14 protein-coding genes and 1 pseudogene are annotated in these 17689 nt (G+C 67.5%); 8 read left to right on the forward strand and 7 right to left on the reverse strand.

What is annotated here, in order from left to right; translation table 11 throughout:
• Nucleotides 1-81 precede the first annotated feature (81 nt).
• The 3 genes and pseudogenes from AWC12_RS31980 to AWC12_RS07505 all read right to left on the reverse strand — a co-directional run bounded on the left by AWC12_RS31980 (nt 82) and on the right by AWC12_RS07505 (nt 1910).
• Nucleotides 82-962: pseudogene (locus AWC12_RS31980) on the reverse strand (DUF4344 domain-containing metallopeptidase).
• Between the two features lie 62 nt (nt 963-1024).
• Nucleotides 1025-1441: a pyridoxamine 5'-phosphate oxidase family protein gene (locus AWC12_RS07500; RefSeq protein ID WP_207576393.1), complete on the reverse strand. Its 417-nt coding sequence runs from the start codon at nt 1439-1441 to the stop codon at nt 1025-1027.
• Between the two features lie 37 nt (nt 1442-1478).
• Nucleotides 1479-1910 carry a nitroreductase/quinone reductase family protein gene (locus AWC12_RS07505; protein WP_085173335.1) on the reverse strand — a complete coding sequence of 144 codons (432 nt, stop codon included), beginning with the start codon at nt 1908-1910 and terminating at the stop codon, nt 1479-1481.
• Nucleotides 1911-2034: 124 nt separating this feature from the next.
• Here AWC12_RS07505 and AWC12_RS07510 point away from each other — a divergent pair, with 124 nt between their 5' ends.
• Together AWC12_RS07510 and AWC12_RS07515 are read left to right on the forward strand one after the other, a co-directional pair.
• Complete coding sequence (locus AWC12_RS07510; RefSeq protein WP_085173337.1) at nt 2035-3048, forward strand: acetamidase/formamidase family protein; 1014 nt, start codon at nt 2035-2037, stop codon at nt 3046-3048.
• A gap of 83 nt (nt 3049-3131) precedes the next feature.
• Entirely contained in the window at nt 3132-3893 is a 762-nt protein-coding gene (locus AWC12_RS07515; protein ID WP_024445007.1) for an SDR family NAD(P)-dependent oxidoreductase, read from the forward strand.
• 1 nt (nt 3894) lies between these two features.
• Here AWC12_RS07515 and AWC12_RS07520 read toward each other — a convergent pair whose 3' ends face one another.
• Complete coding sequence (locus AWC12_RS07520) at nt 3895-4494, reverse strand: TetR/AcrR family transcriptional regulator (RefSeq protein ID WP_024445008.1); 600 nt, start codon at nt 4492-4494, stop codon at nt 3895-3897.
• A 72-nt stretch (nt 4495-4566) separates the two neighbouring features.
• Here AWC12_RS07520 and AWC12_RS07525 point away from each other — a divergent pair, with 72 nt between their 5' ends.
• Genes AWC12_RS07525 through AWC12_RS07535 form a run of 3 tightly spaced genes read left to right on the forward strand, consistent with a single transcriptional unit; the run spans nt 4567 to nt 8507 of the window.
• The gene (locus AWC12_RS07525) at nt 4567-5547 is read left to right on the forward strand and encodes a nitrilase-related carbon-nitrogen hydrolase (RefSeq protein ID WP_085173339.1); all 981 of its coding nucleotides are present in this window, start codon (nt 4567-4569) and stop codon (nt 5545-5547) included.
• Nucleotides 5544-7148 carry an amidohydrolase gene (locus AWC12_RS07530; RefSeq protein ID WP_085173341.1) on the forward strand — a complete coding sequence of 535 codons (1605 nt, stop codon included), beginning with the start codon at nt 5544-5546 and terminating at the stop codon, nt 7146-7148. The genes AWC12_RS07525 and AWC12_RS07530 overlap by 4 nt, the downstream gene beginning before the upstream one ends.
• Nucleotides 7149-7157: 9 nt before the next feature.
• On the forward strand, nt 7158-8507 hold the full coding sequence (locus AWC12_RS07535; protein WP_085173343.1) for an APC family permease: 1350 nt from the start codon (nt 7158-7160) through the stop codon (nt 8505-8507).
• A gap of 81 nt (nt 8508-8588) precedes the next feature.
• Here AWC12_RS07535 and AWC12_RS07540 read toward each other — a convergent pair whose 3' ends face one another.
• From AWC12_RS07540 to AWC12_RS07550, 3 genes are read right to left on the reverse strand one after another with little or no spacing between them, the layout of a single operon-like run.
• The gene (locus AWC12_RS07540; protein WP_085173345.1) at nt 8589-9623 is read right to left on the reverse strand and encodes a ketopantoate reductase family protein; all 1035 of its coding nucleotides are present in this window, start codon (nt 9621-9623) and stop codon (nt 8589-8591) included.
• A gap of 52 nt (nt 9624-9675) precedes the next feature.
• Complete coding sequence (locus AWC12_RS07545) at nt 9676-12774, reverse strand: helicase HerA domain-containing protein (RefSeq protein ID WP_085173347.1); 3099 nt, start codon at nt 12772-12774, stop codon at nt 9676-9678.
• Nucleotides 12774-13385, reverse strand: a complete 612-nt coding sequence (locus AWC12_RS07550) for a J domain-containing protein (RefSeq protein WP_085173349.1) — start codon at nt 13383-13385, stop codon at nt 12774-12776. Before AWC12_RS07550 ends, AWC12_RS07545 begins: the two co-directional genes overlap by 1 nt.
• 39 nt (nt 13386-13424) lie before the next feature.
• Here AWC12_RS07550 and AWC12_RS07555 point away from each other — a divergent pair, with 39 nt between their 5' ends.
• The 3 genes from AWC12_RS07555 (at nt 13425) to AWC12_RS07565 (ending at nt 17654) form a co-directional block, all read left to right on the forward strand.
• A complete protein-coding gene (locus tag AWC12_RS07555; RefSeq protein WP_024445015.1) occupies nt 13425-14108 on the forward strand; it encodes a TVP38/TMEM64 family protein in 684 nt (227 codons plus the stop codon).
• Between the two features lie 104 nt (nt 14109-14212).
• On the forward strand, nt 14213-16549 hold the full coding sequence (locus tag AWC12_RS07560) for an AAA family ATPase (protein ID WP_085173351.1): 2337 nt from the start codon (nt 14213-14215) through the stop codon (nt 16547-16549).
• A gap of 85 nt (nt 16550-16634) precedes the next feature.
• The gene (locus AWC12_RS07565) at nt 16635-17654 is read left to right on the forward strand and encodes a threonine aldolase family protein (RefSeq protein ID WP_085173353.1); all 1020 of its coding nucleotides are present in this window, start codon (nt 16635-16637) and stop codon (nt 17652-17654) included.
• The last annotated feature ends 35 nt before the right edge of the window (nt 17655-17689 follow it).

Below are 17689 nucleotides of genomic sequence, written 5' to 3' on the forward strand. Positions count from 1 at the left end.
CCCCCGCCGCCCCCGCCCCCGCCGCTGCTGCCGCCGGGAGTGCCGCCACCACCGGCACCCGCTCCCACACCCGCGGGCTGATCACCTGAAGTGCGGGTCGAGCAGTGTCGCCCACGCGTTGTCGAGCTGCTGCCACTCCGCCTGGCATCCGCTGGCCCGGCTGTCCGGGAGCTCGCCCGCTGAGACGAGGTCGGCGTTGGCGTCCGGATTCGATCCGTAGATCCAGCACAGCAGGTTGTAATTGCGCGCCTCGTTGAGGGTGTGCTCATCGGCGAAGTCGCCCTCTCCGAGGGGACCGTCCTCGTCGCCGGACACCTCGAACACTTTCGCGAAGTCCTTGACCGCCTGCACCGAATCCGCGTCGGGCGCGCCGCTCTCGTCCGGCTGCAGCAGCACGTAGGCGGCCAACTGATCGGCGAGTCCTCTTCGCGTCCGGTGATCGGCAGGTCGTAGATCGTGATCGCCATGTGGCCGACCTCGTGATAGAAGGTCGCCCATTCGGCGTTGATCGCCGATGCGGCCGGATCCGGCTCCTGTAGCTCGGTGAAGATGCGTTCGCTGTTGGAGGTGTCCTCGTAGCAGATCGTGATGGTCTTGTCGCTCGGGCTCCAGAACGCGTTGGGCTGATCGCACTGCGCCCCGATCAGCGGGATGTCGTAGGGCAGGATCAGCGTCTGGTTGATGTCGTCGGCCATGTCTTCGAGCGCGCCGTCGCCCTCCAGCAACTCCCTGCCCCGCAGCGCCTCCGGGGTGCTCGCGTCCTGATAGGTCGCCACCATGGACCCGCCGCCCTCCGTTGGTTTTTCGGGCGCTTGCTCGGGCGCGTCGACCTTGCCCTTGTCGGCAGCGGCGGCCGACGTCTCTTCGGCGGCTGACGGCGAGTCCGGTTGTTCGGGCTGGGAGCCGCCGCAGGCCACCACCAGCAGGCCGGTCGCCAGGATCGGCAGAATCCGTGTATGCATAGGTCGGCCCCTTTGCTCGAAGCATCTATTGACAGCCTCGCAAATAATGGGCCGGCGTGCGGCTACTTCGACGCGTCCGCGCTCAACCAGCGCTTGGGATGCATCCGGATGACGACCGAAGACGCGCTCGGATACTCGTCGGCGAACTTGTTGCCCTCCCGCTCACCCACGCAGCGGACGGCGACCGACCGTACGCCGGCATCATCCGCCTGTTCGATCGCCGTGACGTCCCCCTCGACCGTGACGTATCGGTACGGCGGCCGCTCATCCTGGACCGTGATGGTGAACCGGCCAGCGTCGCGGATCAGCCGATGCTTCACCGAGTCCGCCTGGGTCCACACCAGCACCTCACCGCCGGGCTCATAGCCGTACCAGATCGGCACCGCGAGCGGGGCTCGGCCCGGTCGCTCGACCGCAACCACGCCGACGTGAACATCGGCCAGGAACTGCTCGCGCTCGTCGAGCGTCATCGTCGCCATGACTCTGACCAACCGGTGCGCGCTGGGTCACATTCCCTCAGTCACTGATGAGCTCGAAAATCGGGATGACGCGGTCGGTGCGCTTCTCGTACTCCCCGAAGCCGGGCGCGCGCTCGACGATCTTCGGGTACAGCTCGTCCCGCTCCGCACGCGGCAGTTCCCGCGCGGTGACGGCCTTCGGCGGCTCGGTGCCGATCTCGATGCTCGCCCGGGAATTCTCGCGAATGTTGAACGCCCAGGCCGGGTCTCGATCTCTGCCCGCTGCCGAGCCGACGATGTAGAGCCGCCCGTCGATGTCGAAGTACGCGGTGGGGTTGATCCGCGCTTCGCCGCTCTTGGCGCCGGTGGAATGCAACAGCAGCAGCGGGAAGCCTTCGAATTGACCGCCCACCTTGCCGCCGTTGGCACGGAACTCGTCGATCGTCTGCTGGTTGAAGTCGCGCTCACCGCGCATCGAATCGTCAGCCATGACCCCATCCTGCCGCTTACCCCGCGCCCGCGGAATAGCATTCCTGGCTGCGGTCGCGGCCGAAATCACAACCCGGAATGCTATTCCGCGAGCGTCCGGCACCGAGCGGCGCGAGGATGACGGGATGGATCACGTCACCTTCATCCCGACACCCGACCAGTACCGGTATACGTTCGGCGGCGCGGAGCCTGTGTTGCGGATCAAGCCCCAGACGATCCTGACGCTGTGGGCCGAAGACGCCTACGGCGGACGGATCACCACCACCGATGACGTCGCGTCCGCGGCGCTGAATACGTGGGACCTCAACCCGCAGACCGGGCCGTTCTTCGTCGAGGGGGCCGAGCCCGGCGACACGCTGGCCGTCCATCTGGTCGACCTGACACCCGCGCGCAGCTGGGGCGCGTCGACGCTGATCCCGTTCTTCGGCGGCCTGACCAGCGTCCCCGTCAGTCCGACGCTGCAGGAACCATTGCCCGAGCGCACCTGGATCTACGAATACGATTCAGCGGCAAAGACATTGGCGTTCAACGCCCACGGCAGCGACTTCAGCGTCGCCCTGCCCGCGAACCCGATGCTGGGCACCGTCGGCGTGGCACCCGACCGTCGCGAGGTCCGCACCGCGCTCGTCCCCGACATCTTCGGCGGCAACATGGACACTCCTGAGATGGCAGCAGGAGCGACGTGTTATCTGCGCGTGAACGTCCCCGGCGCGCTGTTCTCGCTGGGCGACGGCCACTACCGCCAGGGCGAGGGCGAATCCTGCGGCTGCGCCGTGGAGGGGGCGATGCACATCACCGCGATCGTCGATCTGATCAAGGGTGGCAACTCGGCGTGGCCGCGGTTGGAGACCGACACCCACCTGATGTGCATCGGATCCGGCCGCCCGATGGAGGAGGCGTGGCGGGCCGGGCAGGTCGAGATGATCACCTGGTTGGGCGAGTTGTACGGCCTCGACCGATTCGACGCCTACCAGTTGCTCACGCAGATCTCGCTGTCACCGATCGCCAACGTGGTCGACACCAACTACAGCGCTGTCACCAAGATCGACAAGCGACTGCTGCCGCCCGCGCCTGCCTACGGCGGGGTGCATGCACAATTGCGTGCTGCGGCAGAGGCATTGGGCAGCATCAGCTACTAGCCACCTGGTCGACCATGTGCCGCGCGATGGTCGAAATGACATTACGGCGTGCGCGACGTCCGCTCGACGACGAGGATGGCCCCATGGATCTCGGGCTTGCAGGTAAACGCTTCGCCGTCACGGGCGGCACCCGCGGAATCGGCCGCGCCGTCGTCGAAGGGTTGCTCGCCGAGGGGGCGTCGGTCGCCTTCTGCGCCCGCACGCCGGACGCGGTGGCCGAGGCACAGTCGGAGCTGACCGCTGGCGGGGCCACCGCAGTGGGCAGCGCGGTCGACGTGGGCGACCGCACCGCCGTCGCCGCCTGGGTCGAGGCCAGCGCCGAGACGCTCGGCGGGCTCGACGGTGTGGTGGCCAATGTCAGCGCGCTGGCCATCCCGGAGTCTGCCGAGAACTGGCGCACCACGTTCGAGGTCGACCTGATGGGCACGGTCGGGCTCGTCGACGCGGCACTGCCGTTTCTGCTCGCCTCCGGCGCCGGGTCCATCGTCTCGATCTCCAGCGTTTCTGGTCGCGAGGTCGACTTCGCCGCGGGCCCCTACGGCACGATGAAGGCCGCAATCATCCACTACACCCAGGGGCTGGCATACCAGCTCGCCGGAAAAGGCGTGCGCGCCAACAGCGTCAGCCCGGGCAACACCTACTTCGCCGGCGGCGTGTGGCCGTCGATCGAGGAGAACAACCCCGAACTGTTCGCCGCTGCGCTCGCGCTGAATCCGACCGGCCGGATGGCGACACCGGAGGAGGTGGCCAACGCGGTGGTGTTCCTGTCGAGCTCGGCGGCCAGCTTCATCACGGGCACGAACCTGGTCGTCGACGGCGCTCTGACTCGGGGCGTCCAACTCTGAGTCAGGGCTCAAGGCCCCGCAGCAGGACCGCGAGACCGTATTCGAACGCGTCGTCGGCCCGGGCCGGCTTGGGCGCCCCGGTGGCCAGCGCGGCGGCCAGTTCGGGACTCACCTCCGTGCCGGATCGCCACGGTTCGTCGGGTGCGGCGACGTCGAGCGCGGCTCCCAACACATAATTGTCCACCAACGTGATCGTCCGCAACGTGTCCGCGGCGCTGAAACCCGCGCGCCGCAACGTGATCGCGAGAGCGTTGTACATCCTGAACGCCTGCGGGCTGTTGACCGCGTACTCCGTCAGCAGGGGGATCAGCGTGGGGTACCGCGCGAAGCTGGAGCGGTACGACCGCGCGATGTCGGCGACCACGTCGCGCCACGGCCGGTCGGGATCGTCGGCGGGAAGGTGCACTTCCGACATCGCGCGCTCGCGCAGCAGCTCGACGATGGCGTCACGCCCCGACACGTGGTTGTACAGCGACGACGGCTGCACCTTCAGCTTGCGCGCGACCCCCGGCATCGTGAATCCGCCGGAGGTGCGCACGAGCTCGAGCGCGGCCTCGGCGATGACGTCCACGGACAGGATCGGCTTGGGCGGTCGGCCCATCTCACACCTCCCTCTTGCGTTGGCGGGTGACCGGGTTCACAATAAACGAACCTCATTCGTTTTAGGAGCTGGATGATCGTTCTCACCGCACCGGCGGCATCCCCGTTGTCGCGCACGACCGCGTCGCACCGTCCGCCGCTGCGCGTCGGCCTCGTCCAGCACCGCTGGCGTGACGACGCCGACGAACTGCGAAAGGTGTTGCGCGCCGGAATCGATCACGCGGCAGACGAGGGTGCGACGGCGGTGTTCCTGCCCGAGATCACGCTGCTGCGCTACCCCGCCGATCAGCCCGCAGCCGGGCAGGCGGACGCACTGGCAGAAGAGCTGCTCGACGGGCCAACCTTCGCACTGGCCGCCGAAGCCGCCACGGCACACGGAATTTTCGTGCACGCCTCCCTGTACGAGCGTGCACCCGGAGCCGACGGGCTCGGGTTCAACACCGCGATACTCGTCTCTCCCACAGGCGAATTGGTCGCCAAGACACACAAACTGCACATCCCGATCTCGGCGGGATACTACGAGGACACCTACTTTCGCGCCGGCCCGGCAGACAATCCCTACCCGGTGCGCGCGCCCGAGGGCCTCGGTGCCCGCATCGGCCTCCCCACGTGTTGGGACGAGTGGTTCCCCGAGGTCGCCCGCAGTTACTCGCTCGGCGGTGCGGAGATCGTGGTGTATCCGACCGCGATCGGCTCCGAACCCGTGTTCCCCGACTTCGACACCCGGCCGCTGTGGCAGCAGGTCATCGTCGCCAACGGCATCAGCAGCGGCCTGTTCATGATCGTCCCGAACCGCGTGGGCGACGAAGGCACCGTGACGTTCTACGGGTCGTCGTTCATCTCCGACCCGTACGGTCGTGTGCTGGTCCAGGCACCACGCGACGAGGAGGCGGTGCTGGTGGCCGATCTCGACCTCGATCAGCGCCGGGACTGGTTGGAACTGTTCCCGTTCCTGCTGACCCGCCGCCCAGATACCTACGGTGCGCTGACGGAAACCGTTGACATCCAACGCCCTTACGGCGCGGGCCACGAAGCGACGGCGGTGGTCAAGTGAGCGCAACACTGTTCACTGGCGGCGTGATCTGGACCGGCAGCGAGCAGACGGACGCGCTGCTCGTCGTCGACGGCGTCGTCGCCGCGATCGGTGACGACGCGCGCCGGCACCACGCGGACACCGTCGATCTTGCAGGCGGCTTTCTGATGCCGTCGTTCGGGGACGGCCACGCGCACCCGCTCTACGGAGGGCTCGAGGCGGTGGGACCCGCGGTGCGTCAAGCCACCACGGTCGACGAGATCGTGCTCGCCGTCAAACAATTCGCCGACGAGAACCCCGACGAAGAGTGGATCGTCGGTGCCTCCTACGACGGTAGCCTCGCCGAGAGCGGTCTGTTCGACGCGCGCTGGCTCGACGCCGCCGTGCCCGACCGGCCGGTGGTGCTGCGGGCATGGGACTACCACACGGTGTGGTGCAACTCGGCCGCACTGGAGCGTGCCGGGATCACCCCCGAAACCCCCGACCCTGCCTTGGGCGAGATCCCGCACAGCGAGGACGGATCCGTGCTGGGCACGTTGCGGGAATGGGGTGCAGTCGATCTGGTGATGAACGTGATGCCGCCCCGCGACGAACAGCAGCGTATTGATGCGCTGGGCACCGCGGCCGACTACTACCTGGCCCGCGGCGTCACCTGGGTGCAGGACGCCTGGGTCGAACCGGCCGATGTCGCGACGTACGTCGAGGCGGCCCGCCGCGACGCGCTGCGGATGCGGTTCAACCTCGCACTGTACGCTGATCCGCGTCACTTCGATTCGCAGGTAACGCAATTCGCTGATCAGCGCCGCCAGGTCGAGCAGGCGGGCAACCCGCTGCTGACCGCGCAGACGGTGAAGTTCTTCGCCGACGGCGTGGTGGAGAACGAGACCGGGGCGCTGCTGCAGCCGTACTGCACCGGTCTGCACGAGCATACGGGGATGCGCAACTGGGAGGGTGACTCGCTGGCTGAGGCCGCGCGCCGCGTCGACGAACTCGGCTTCCAGATCCACATCCACGCCATCGGCGACGCCGCGGTCCGCCAGGCCCTCGACGCGATCGAGTATGTGGTGAAACAGAATCCGGCCCGCGACCGTCGCCCGGTGATCGCGCACTGCCAGCTGATCGACGACGATGACTTGGCCCGCTTCGCCGCGCTCGGCGTCATCCCGAACATGCAGCCGCTGTGGGCACAGCTGGACGCGCTGATGACGGTGCTGACCATCCCGCGGTTGGGTCAGGAGCGTGCCGATCGCCAGTACCCGATCAACACGCTGGACACCTCGGGCGCGCCGTTGAGCTTCGGATCGGATTGGCCGGTGTCCTCCGGGGCACCGCTGGACGGTATCGCGGTCGCGACGTCGCGCCGCACCCGCGAAGGTACGCCCGAGGAAGGCTGGACACCGCATGAGGTACTGCCGATCGAGCGGGCTCTGACCGCCTACACCTCAGGGGTGGCCAACCAGGCCTTCGCCGAACATGTTTGGGGCGCCCTGACGCCCGGGTCCAGCGCCGACATGGTCTGGCTGCAGCACGATCCCCGGACAACCTCACCGCTGGATCTGCCAGCGGTGGGCCTTCGGACGACGTATCTTCGCGGAGTGCCGATGTACCAGGCGCGAGACTGAAAGGCTGACATGACTTCGGAATTCATCGCCGACACCGACCAGGGCAGTCTCAAGAGAGCACTGGGCCTACCGTCGCTGGTGCTGTTCGGTCTCGTCTACATGGTGCCGCTGACGGTCTTCACCACCTACGGCATCGTCACCGAGACCTCAGGCGGCCGGCTTCCTTTGGCCTACATCGTCACGTTGATCGCTATGGTGTTCACGGCGCTGTCGTACGCGCGCATGGCGGCGGCGATTCCAGTGGCCGGTTCGGCCTACACCTACACCCAGCGCACGTTCGGCGCCCCGGTCGGATTTCTCGCCGGGTGGTCGCTGATGCTGGACTATCTGTTCCTGCCGATGCTGAACTATCTCGTCATCGGGCTCTATCTCAACGCCGCGGTGCCCGCGCTGCCCGAATGGGTCATCGTCATCGCCACCATCGCGATCGTCACGGTGCTCAACATCGTCGGCATCGTGTCCGTGGCGCGCGCCAACTTCCTGATCATCGCAATCCAGGCCGTCTTCATCGTGGTCTTCATTGTCCTGTCCATCGGGAAGATCGCCGGCTACGGGTCGGTCGACTTCCTTGCGCCGTTCGCCGGTGACGGCTCCGCGGCCGGCATGAGCCCGGTGCTCGCCGGCGCCGCCATCCTATGCCTGTCGTTCCTCGGCTTCGACGCGGTGTCCACGCTGTCGGAGGAAGCCAAGGACGCCAGACGCACGGTGCCGCAGGCGATCCTGATCGCGACCATCGTGTCGGGATTCATCTTCATCCTGCTGTCCTACGTCTCGCAGCTGGTGTTCCCGTCCAACGAGTTCGCCGACGTCGACTCCGGTTCGCTCGACGTGATGGTGGCCGCCGGCGGCACCTTCCTCAACGCCCTGTTCACCGCGGCCTACGTCGCGGGCGCCACCGGGTCGGCGCTCACGTCGCAGGCCTCGGTGGCCCGCATCCTGTTCGCGATGGGCCGGGACGGAATCCTGCCGAGGAAAGTCTTCGGACATGTCTCGGTGAAGTACCGCACCCCGGTGTATGCCATCCTCTTCGTCAGCGTCATCTCGCTGCTGGCTATCGTGATCGACCTCGCGATCCTGGCCTCCGTGGTCAGTTTCGGTGCGCTGGTGGCGTTCTCGGTGGTCAACCTGTCGGTGATCAAGCACTACTTCATCGACCTCAAGGATCGCAGCAACATCGTGCTGAACCTGATCGCACCCGCGATCGGTTTCCTGCTGATGGTGTGGCTGTGGACCAGCCTGTCGGGAACCGCGCTGACCATAGGGCTGATCTGGCTCGCCATCGGATTCGTGTGGCTGCTGGTGGTCACCCGCGGCTTCAGCCGCCCCACCCCCGTGCTCGACCTCGAAGAAGCGGCCTAGCATCTCGCGAAAGCGCCACCACGGTAGTCTCCACGCTCGCGTAGCGACACTGGTGGCGTTCTCGCGAGAGCGCCGAAGAGCCTAGAGCCCGAGCTGTTCCGCAAGCTGAGATTCCGTGAAACCACCCGGCCCGCGCCCGTATCTTGCCGCGTCGCGGGCCAGCCGCGCCAATGTCGCGTTGAGCGGCGCTGTCCCGCCGTAGCTGTGCGCGATGCGGGCAATCTCGCCATTGAGGAAATCGGTCTCGACGCTGCCGCTGTTGCGCGCCAGCGATTGCCACGTCGAGTTCGGAATGACGCTGCCGGTCCCCGCGACAGGGCGGACCGTCGGCCCCTCGGCGCGCGCGGCGACGGACACCTCGAATGGCACGTAGTCGATCCCGGCCTGCGCGAGAACCTGTTCGCCCTCGCGGATGACCGCGGTCGCCACCTCGCCGTCGCGGGCCGACCCCGTCAGCGCGACAACGGCATTGCTCAAGTTGGTGAGCAGCTTGTTGTACTTCCACGGCGCGGCGTCGGGAGGCAGCTTCACCAGGATTCCCGCCGGCGTCCAGGCCTCGGCGATGTCCGCAAGGAGGACGCGGTCCTCGTCGGTGCCCAGTGCGGCCGGCCAGCGGGCGATGTGGAACTGCGCGGCCACCGGCCATGACTTGGCGATCACCTCGCCGGGGGTCACGTAAGCGGCTGGCGTCCACACGCATACTCCGAAGACCCTGGCGAAGTAGCGCAACGCCATCTCCTCGGCAACCACACCGTTGAGGGCGGTGAGCACAGGCAGCCGCTCCCCCGCCGTACCAATGACGTTGTCCCCGGTGTGCACTGGCTGATCGGCCCATTGCTGCAGCGCCGCGTCGAGTTGGTGGGTCTTGGTGGCGAACACCAGCACATCGCGATCGGTGAGCCGGATCTCCTCTGGCGCACCGGCCGCAGACACAGGTATTTGGTAGGTGTCGTCCGGCGTGCGCAGGGTCAACCCCTTCTCGGACAGGACTCGCGCGTGCTCACCTCGGGCCACCAGGACCACGTCCACCCCGGACCGCGCCAGCGCCCCGCCGACGGTGCCGCCGACCGCTCCGGCCCCAATGATGACGTAACGACGCGACGCATGCTCTGACACGGACCAGTTCCTCCTGACGCGGGTGACTTCCACGGTAGCCCGCTTGCTGCGGTTACCCAGCGGCCATGGACAGCACTTCCTCCGCCGACGGAGGACTCGGCGGATGGTGCGACAGGCACCATGGGGCGACGATACGGTGGAACGCCTCGCCTTCGGTCGCGACGTAGAAGTTGCCTGCCCGCAGCCTGCTGATGTCGTCGACCAGCCCGCCTTTCGCACGGGCCATCTCGCGGGCCGTCTCAATTTGTGCTGGCGCGTTGAGCAGCCCGTAGAACTGGGTGGCCGCGTTACCGGGGATGTTCAGGTTGAGCCCCTTAGGCGCCTGGGTCGCGAAGACGAGGCCGAGCCCGTACTTGCGCGCCTGCGACGACAGCGCCAGCGTGCTTCGTGTGCACGGCGTGAAACCCCTTGCCGGAGCGAAGTTCTGCGCTTCGTCGATCACCAACAGGCCACCGAGGGGCTTCTCCCCCGCCGGGTTGCGCTTGATCCACGCGAACAGCGCCATCTGCAGCTGGTTGACGAAACTCTGCCGCTGCTCGTCGGACGCGAGGCCGATCATGCTGATGACGGATACCTTGGCCCGGAAGCCTTCGGACGGGGTGAGCAGCACACCGGGGTCGACGGGCGTACCTGCCCCGCCGAAGAGTGGATCGTTGACCATCGCCGCACGCAGGTTCTGCGACAGGTCACCCGCGATGGTGTGCGCGCCCGCCATGTTGCTGACATCGTCGGGCAGGTCGGCCAGCAACCGGACGAACCCGGCCAGCGACGGCTCGGGTGTCCTGCCGTAGTGCTGCAACGCTTCTCGAAGCACGGCGCGGGATCGGGTGGCTTTCTGGCTCTTGCCGGTGATCAGTGCGCGCGGCTCCAGCGCCGAGCACGCCGACTCGACGGCTTCGGTGAACTCGTCGACGTCATCGAGGACGCTGGAGAAGTCCGGTAACGGCTGGAAGGCGAGCGGGCGACCATTGGTCCGCCTGGGCGTCCAGATCGTCACCTCGGTGTTGCTCAGGTAGTTCTCGGCGCGGGCATCGTCGGAGCGCCGCCAGCCCACTGGAGCCTGCGGCCACGCCGCACCGAGGCGCGACAGGTCGTTGTTGGGGTCGAGCACAATCGACGACACGCCGCGCAGCGCGCACTCCTCGACGAGACGGCGGATCAGCACTGTCTTGCCCGATCCCGACCCGGCGAAGATTGCGACGTGCTTGCGCAATGACGAAAGGTCCACCGTCACAGGGGTTTCGGTGTGCAGGTCGAAACCGAGCGGGATCTCGGACTCGGGAATGTCGACCGGATCGTCGACGAGGGTCTCCACAGCCGGCTCGGGTTCGGGTTCGGCGTCCACGACAGCGGTGGCGTCGCCGTCCAGGCCGAGCGCCTCGATCAGCAGCGACAGACCGTGTGCCGGCTTGCGGGCCCTCAACCAGCCCGGCAGTTCAGGGTCGTCGTCGTTGATCAGGTCGCGCAGCGCCGTCATGGTGCGGATGTCGTCTTCGGCCAAGGGCAGGGTGCGGCCGCCCGCGGCGTGGAACTCGTCGATGGCCTCGGCGGTTTTCTTGCCGCTCGGCCACGGCGAGTTGCGGAGCAGGAACAGCTGACGCCGGTCGTCACCTGTACCGAATCCTGTTGCGGTGATGGCTTTTCGCACTCGGCTCAGCGCAGCGCTGGCGTTGGTCGCCGCGACGGCCCGGAACGCCCAGTGTCGTTCGTCCTCGGTCGCCCGGTCGAGGGTCTCGCGCAACCGAGCGTGCAACATCACCTGCGCGCCCGGTGGCGGGTCGCAGACAAACGTCTGCTCGCCGTCGCATTCGGCGATCCACGCCTTCAGTGCCGCCGACAACAGCTCCGGCATCGTGGTGTCTTCGCCGTCGTGGGCGATCGCGGCCTCGGGCACCGCACGACGCCGGTACTCGGCGAAGCGCCGGTCCAGGGCGCCCGACGACGGGGCATTGCCGTTGGTGGACAACGATTCCCAGGTCGGCTGTGCATCCGCGTTCAGGTGTTCGAGCTCGATTACGTCGCCGTGCTTGAGGCACTCGCGGACGTGGGTGTCGGCGCGGATCAGCAGTTGTCGCGGTGTGTACGACGGCGCCTCCTCGAACGCCACGGGCGCCAAAGGCCATGTGGGATAAGGCGGGGTGAACCCCACCGCGGTGTAGCTCGCGGTGAACCGGCGCTCCAGGATGGCGCGCCCCACGTCGGCACTGGGCAGCGGCGACAGCACGCCGGTCACCCGGAACCGGTCGGCGACGCTCGCGGCGGCGCGGTCCTGGATGTGCTCCCACACCGCGGGCAGGCAAGCCACCACGGGGACCGTGCGGCGTGTCGTCTGCCGCAGCGCCATCAGCCCGTGGGCCACCTGTTCGAGCACACCGTCACCGGAGGGCTGTGCCAGCGATTGCGCGAGCAGCGTGTCGATCTGGTCGACGGCGAGCACCGCGGGGCCCGCCAGCGCCACCAGCCGGGAGATGTCGCGCACGCATTCCTGCGCCGATGCCGGCGCCGCACGCAATCCCCACGGCCCGCGCTCTTCGATGCTGAACTCTTCGCTGCCCTGCAGGAAGCCTTCGCCGATGTCGTGAGCGATGAAGTCGTTGGATCCGAGCAGCACCAGTGCGCGCAGCGCCTGATGGCATTGCCAGACAGTCTCTTTCGCGACAACCGAGAGCGCCTTGATGAAGCGGTACAGGGTTTCGGCGTCCAGGTCGTCATCGCCGACGATCGCGCGACGGTCGGCGCGTGACACGTGCGCCAGCGAGGCGAGCTCCCACAGCAGATCCTTGAGCTGGGTTTCTCGGTGGGCCCCCGGCCTGCCGAGACTCTCCAGCATGCCGCTGCGCACCGACTGCCAGAAGCTGGCGGCGTCGAGCAGTTCGACCACGAAGAAGAATCCGCTGTCGGCCTGTACGCGTTCCCGGATCTGGCCGAGCAGATGCGTCTTGCCCGACCCGGCGGGGCCGCGGATCACCACGCCGAGCGGCGCCGACTCGGCATCGCGCTGGGCGTCGCCGAATGCGGCCATCACATCGTCGACAGCGTGCTCGTTGAGCCCCCTCACGTGGGTGGCGGCCTGAGGGCGCCACAGGTCGTCCGAGGTGGGCGCCCACGTCAGTCGCAGCGACGCGAGGGCGTCCCGTTGCAGTGCGTCCATCACGCCTCCATCGCGATCAGATGCTTGGGCCGGTCCCCGATGACCACGGCCGCAGCCCGATCCTGCGCCGTCAGCACCTTCTGATCCTCCTGCGGGATCACGCTGACCCCCGGCGTGCGGTGCAACGTGACCAGGGCGGCGTCGACGTCGGCACGGGAATCGGTGAGCTCGGCGCGCAACGCGGTCAGTGACACCCAGCCGCCCGGCCGCGTCGCCAGCCGTCGGTACGCTGCCCGGATCCTGTCCTCGGTGGTGGCCGGGGTGACGCCGAAGACCTCGGCCAGGCTGACGTCGGCATGCTCCAGATAGCGCCCCAGCGCGCCGAGCACGGTGTAGAGCGTCTTTGCCGGTCCCGTCGAACGTGGCGGCGGTCCAGCGTCGATGAGATCGCGGCACAGTCGCCACCCGTGGTCGGTCAGCTCGTGGACGAATCTGTTTCCGACACGTTCGGATTCGATCAGCCCGAGGCGGTTGAGCTTGTCGCGTCCGGCTTTGTCCAGCGCAGGACCCAAATCGCTCAGCTGCGGGTTCGGCACCGGCCGCGATTCGGCCATCAGCACCAACAGCACCGACCGCTCGGTTCCGGTGAGATCCGTCGCCGTCACAGTCACGGTTGCCAACTTAACGGGGTACGGCAGGATTGCGTTGGCATGGTTGGTACCGAAGACACTTCTCCGACGTCGCGGCGGCGGCATATCGCGCGCCTCGCGGTGTTCGTGGTGTTGCTGTCACTCTTGTTCTATCTGACGGCCGTCGAGCGGGTCATCGACGTCGCCGCCGTTCGGGCGCTGATCGAGTCGGCCGGCCCCCTCGCCCCGCTGGCATACGTCGTGGTGTCCGCGGTTCTCGGGGCGTTGCTGGTGCCGGGCCCGCTGCTCGCGGCCGGTAGCGGATTTCTTTTCGGCCCGGTGCTCGGCACGTTCGTCACATTGGGTGCGACGGTCGGCTCGGCGGTCATCACGGCGGCGGTTGGTAGGCGCGCGGGCCGTGACAGCGCCCGTGCGCTGCTCGGTGAGCCTCGCGCGGACCGGATCGACCGCCTGATCGACCGCGGCGGACTGTGGGCGGTGGTCGGGCAGCGGTTCGTCCCGGGGATCAACGACGCACTCGCGTCCTACACGTTCGGCGCGTTCGGGGTGCCGCTGTGGCAGATGGCCGTCGGCGCCGTCATCGGTTCTGCGCCAAAGGCGTTCGCCTACACCGCGTTGGGGTCGACGGTCGGCGAGTTCTCGGCGCCGCTGTTGGCCGCGGCGATCGCGGTGTGGTGCGTGACCGCGGTGGTCGGCGCGTTCGCCGCACATCGCGGCTGGCGCAGATGGCGCGCCCGGGACTGACTCAGCCGCCGACGAGGGAGAATACTCGCCGAGAGTGCACGCAGGGTTGCGATCTCCGCCGGGCAACGACCGCACGTGCACTTTCGGCGCAGTAGCCTGCTGCCATGCCGGGCATTGTTCTCACCGAGGAGTTCCGTGAGGCGCTGGCTCTGCTGGCCGGAGGCAGGCACGTCTTCCTCACCGGCAAGGCGGGCACCGGCAAGTCGACGCTGATCCGCCGTTTCATGGCCGAGACGGACCGCAACGTGGTCGTGGTGGCACCGACCGGTATCGCCGCGCTCAACGTCGACGGCTACACCATTCACCGGATGTTCGGCTTCCGGTCGACGCTCACCCTCGACGATGTGCGCGGCGGTGAGTATCGCCCCGGCCGGTTCACCAAGACACTGGCGTCGCTGCAGACGCTGATCATCGACGAGGCGTCGATGGTGCGCGCCGACGTCTTTGACATGGTCGCCGCGGCGCTGGAGCGTTTCGGGCCGGAACCGGGCACCCCGTTCGGCGGCGTGCAGATCGTGCTCGTCGGCGACCTCTACCAGTTGCCGCCCGTGGTCCGGGAAGATGAAGCCGGCTACTTCACCACGACGTACGAGACGCCGTACTTCTTCTCGGCGCGGTCGTTTCACCGCGACGACTTTCCGACGGTGTCGTTGACGACGGTGTTCCGTCAGCTCGGTGATGACCGAATGACGGCTATTCTCAACGAGATCCGTGAAGGCGTCCTGCTCGGTCATGCTCAGGAGCAACTGAACGCCCGCGCCGACAAAGACTTCGTGCCGCCTGAGGACGAATTCTGGCTGACGCTGGCGCCGACGAACCGCCTCGTCACAGCGCGCAACCGCCAGCAGCTCGAGCGACTGCCCGGTGACGAGATGGTGCACCACGCGAAGGCATCCGGCGATCTGGCCATGTTCGAGGCGCCGGTCGAGGAAACATTGCGGTTCAAGGTCGGCGCGCAGGTGATGATGCTGAACAACGATCAGGGCAACCGTTGGGTCAACGGGACGGTCGGCCGTGTGGCGGGCGTGGGTTACGACCGTTACGGCGCCGTCGTCGAGGTCGAGTTTCCCGACGGCACCAGCGCTGACGTGTCGCCGTACACGTGGGAGGTGACGAGACCGGTGATGTCGGGCTCGTCGCTGAGCCGCGAGGTCGTCGGGTCGTTCACCCAGTTGCCGTTCAAGTTGGCGTGGGCGATCACGATCCACAAGAGCCAGGGGCAGACGCTGGACCGGGTGGTGGTCGACCTGACCGGCGGAATGTTCTCCACGGGCCAGCTGTATGTGGCGCTGAGCCGCTGCACGTCACTGTCCGGGCTGGTTCTGAAAAGGCCTGTCCTGCCGAAGGATTTGAAGACCGATCGGCGCATCGCCCGCTATCTGCGAACCTCGTCGGGCGACGCGGGTGCCCGGCGGTATTGCGCGATCGGCATGCTGACCGTCGGCGACGAGGGGCGCATGTCGCGACCCCGGCCGGTCGAGTTGGCAGTGGCGTTCGACGACGGCACCGCGGTGACCACCCTGATCAATCCGCAACGCGATCTCGCCGACGCTCGAACAGCTTTCGGCATCACCGTCTCTGACGTTCTGCTGGCGCCGACGTTGCGGGAGGCGTGGGCCGTCATCGCCCCGATGCTGGCGGGCTGCACCCCGGTGGGAGTCGGGGTGGACGGGCAACTCGGCCTGCTCGATTTCGAGCTGAAGCGCCTCGGCTACGTGACGGCGATGCCGTTGGGCGTCGAACTGCGCGGCACACGGATACGCGGAGCGACGGCACTGGAGCGAGCCCGCGCGGCGCTGGACGCTCACCGTGCCGGTGAATCGGAGGACGGGTCGTCAGCGTTCGACGACCCCGAATCGATCGAGATGTCAGGGCTGTTGGTGAGCCGGGATTCATCGGTGCCGACACCGGTCGCCGACCACCTGCCGGGGTTGTCGGCGTTGATGCGGATCAGCCGGGACGTCGGTGCGGTACTGCTGGGCGGTGAGGCGCCGACTTCCGCGGTGAGCACCGGCTGGGAGACGGGAGCTCGGCAGTCGGTGGCCGACCAGCTTCGGACGGCGGCATCGCGGGTGCAGCTCACCGACGAGGTGCTGGCGCGGCTGCGCTCGGCGGAGGAGCTGTTGGGTGTCGAGATCCTCTCCGGTGCAGAGCTTGTCGCGACGCATTCGATCGCTGACGTGCTGATACCAGGCGCACGGATCTGTTTCACCGGCACGGCCCAGGATTCGTCGGGGCGGATCGTGGACCGTGACGAGATGGAACTCCTGGCCGTCGGCGCGGGGCTGGCGCCGGTGAAGACGGTCACCAAGACCCGCTGCGATGTGTTGGTCACGGCGGAGGCGGGCACGCAGTCGGGGAAGGCACGCAAAGCGTTGGAGTACGGCAAGCCGGTGCTCAGCGCCGACGAGTTCTTCGCCTGGCTCGCCTCCCACCCCTAGCATCTCGCGAGACCGCCACCACGGTAGTCAATCGCCACTGCAAACTACGCTGAGTGCACTCTCGCGAGAGTGCCAGAATGGTCGTGTGCCGTCTCCCGCATTCGCCTCGGACAACGCCGCACCGGCGCACCCGACTCTCCTCGAAGCCCTGCACCGCGCCAACGACGGGTCCGCCCCCTCCTACGGCAGCGACGAGGTCACCGCACAAGCGGTGGACGCGCTGAGGCAGGCCTTCGACACGCCCGACGCCGACGTCCTGTTCGCCTTCACCGGCACTGCGGCCAACATTATTTCGCTGGCAGCGGCGGCGAGGCCCTGGGACGAGATTTTCTGCAGCGATGTCGCGCACGTCCTGGTCGACGAGGCGGGTGGGCCCGTACGACTCTCCGGCGCGCAGCTCACGCGATTGCCGAGCGTGGACGGATTGATCTCACCCGATGAGCTGGAGCGCAGAGTCCTCGGCCGTACTGAGGTTCACCACTCGCAACCCCGCATCGTGTCCGTCACCCAGTCGACCGAGAGCGGCCGGGTGTGGAAGGCCGAAGCTCTCAAGCACTTCGTCGACCGCGCCCACGCTTTGGGCCTTCTCGTTCATGTCGACGGCGCCCGTATCGCGAATGCAATTGCCGCATTGGGTGTCTCACCGCTCGATGCCATTGCCGACGCCGATATCGTCAGCGTCGGCGGCACCAAGAACGGCATGCTGTTCGGTGACGCCATCCTTGTGCGCCGGCCCGAGCGCTTCGACGGAATCAACTTCGTGCAGAAGCAGATCGGCCATCTCGCGAGCAAGCACCGGTTCATCGCCGCGCAGTTCATGGCGCTGTTCGATGACGGGCTGTGGCTCCAGAACGCCGCCAACGCCAACGCGATGTCCCGCCGGCTGAGCCAAGGATTGGAGTCGCTGGGATTGCAGTTGGCCGCTCCCGCGGAAGCCAACGAGGTCTTCGTGAAGCTCGATGCGGATGTGCACCGCAAGCTGGCCCAGCACTACCTGGTGCATCAGCCCGATCTCGGCGAACCGGTGGTGCGGTTCGTGTGTTCCTGGGCCACCACCGAGGCCGAGGTGGACGACGCGCTGGGCGTGCTGGACACGCTGCTCTGAGGTTCTGCTCCGCGAGCGCGCGTGTCTGCCCGGCG

The sequence above is a fragment of the Mycolicibacterium iranicum genome, from assembly GCF_002101705.1.
Classification (GTDB): domain Bacteria; phylum Actinomycetota; class Actinomycetes; order Mycobacteriales; family Mycobacteriaceae; genus Mycobacterium; species Mycobacterium iranicum.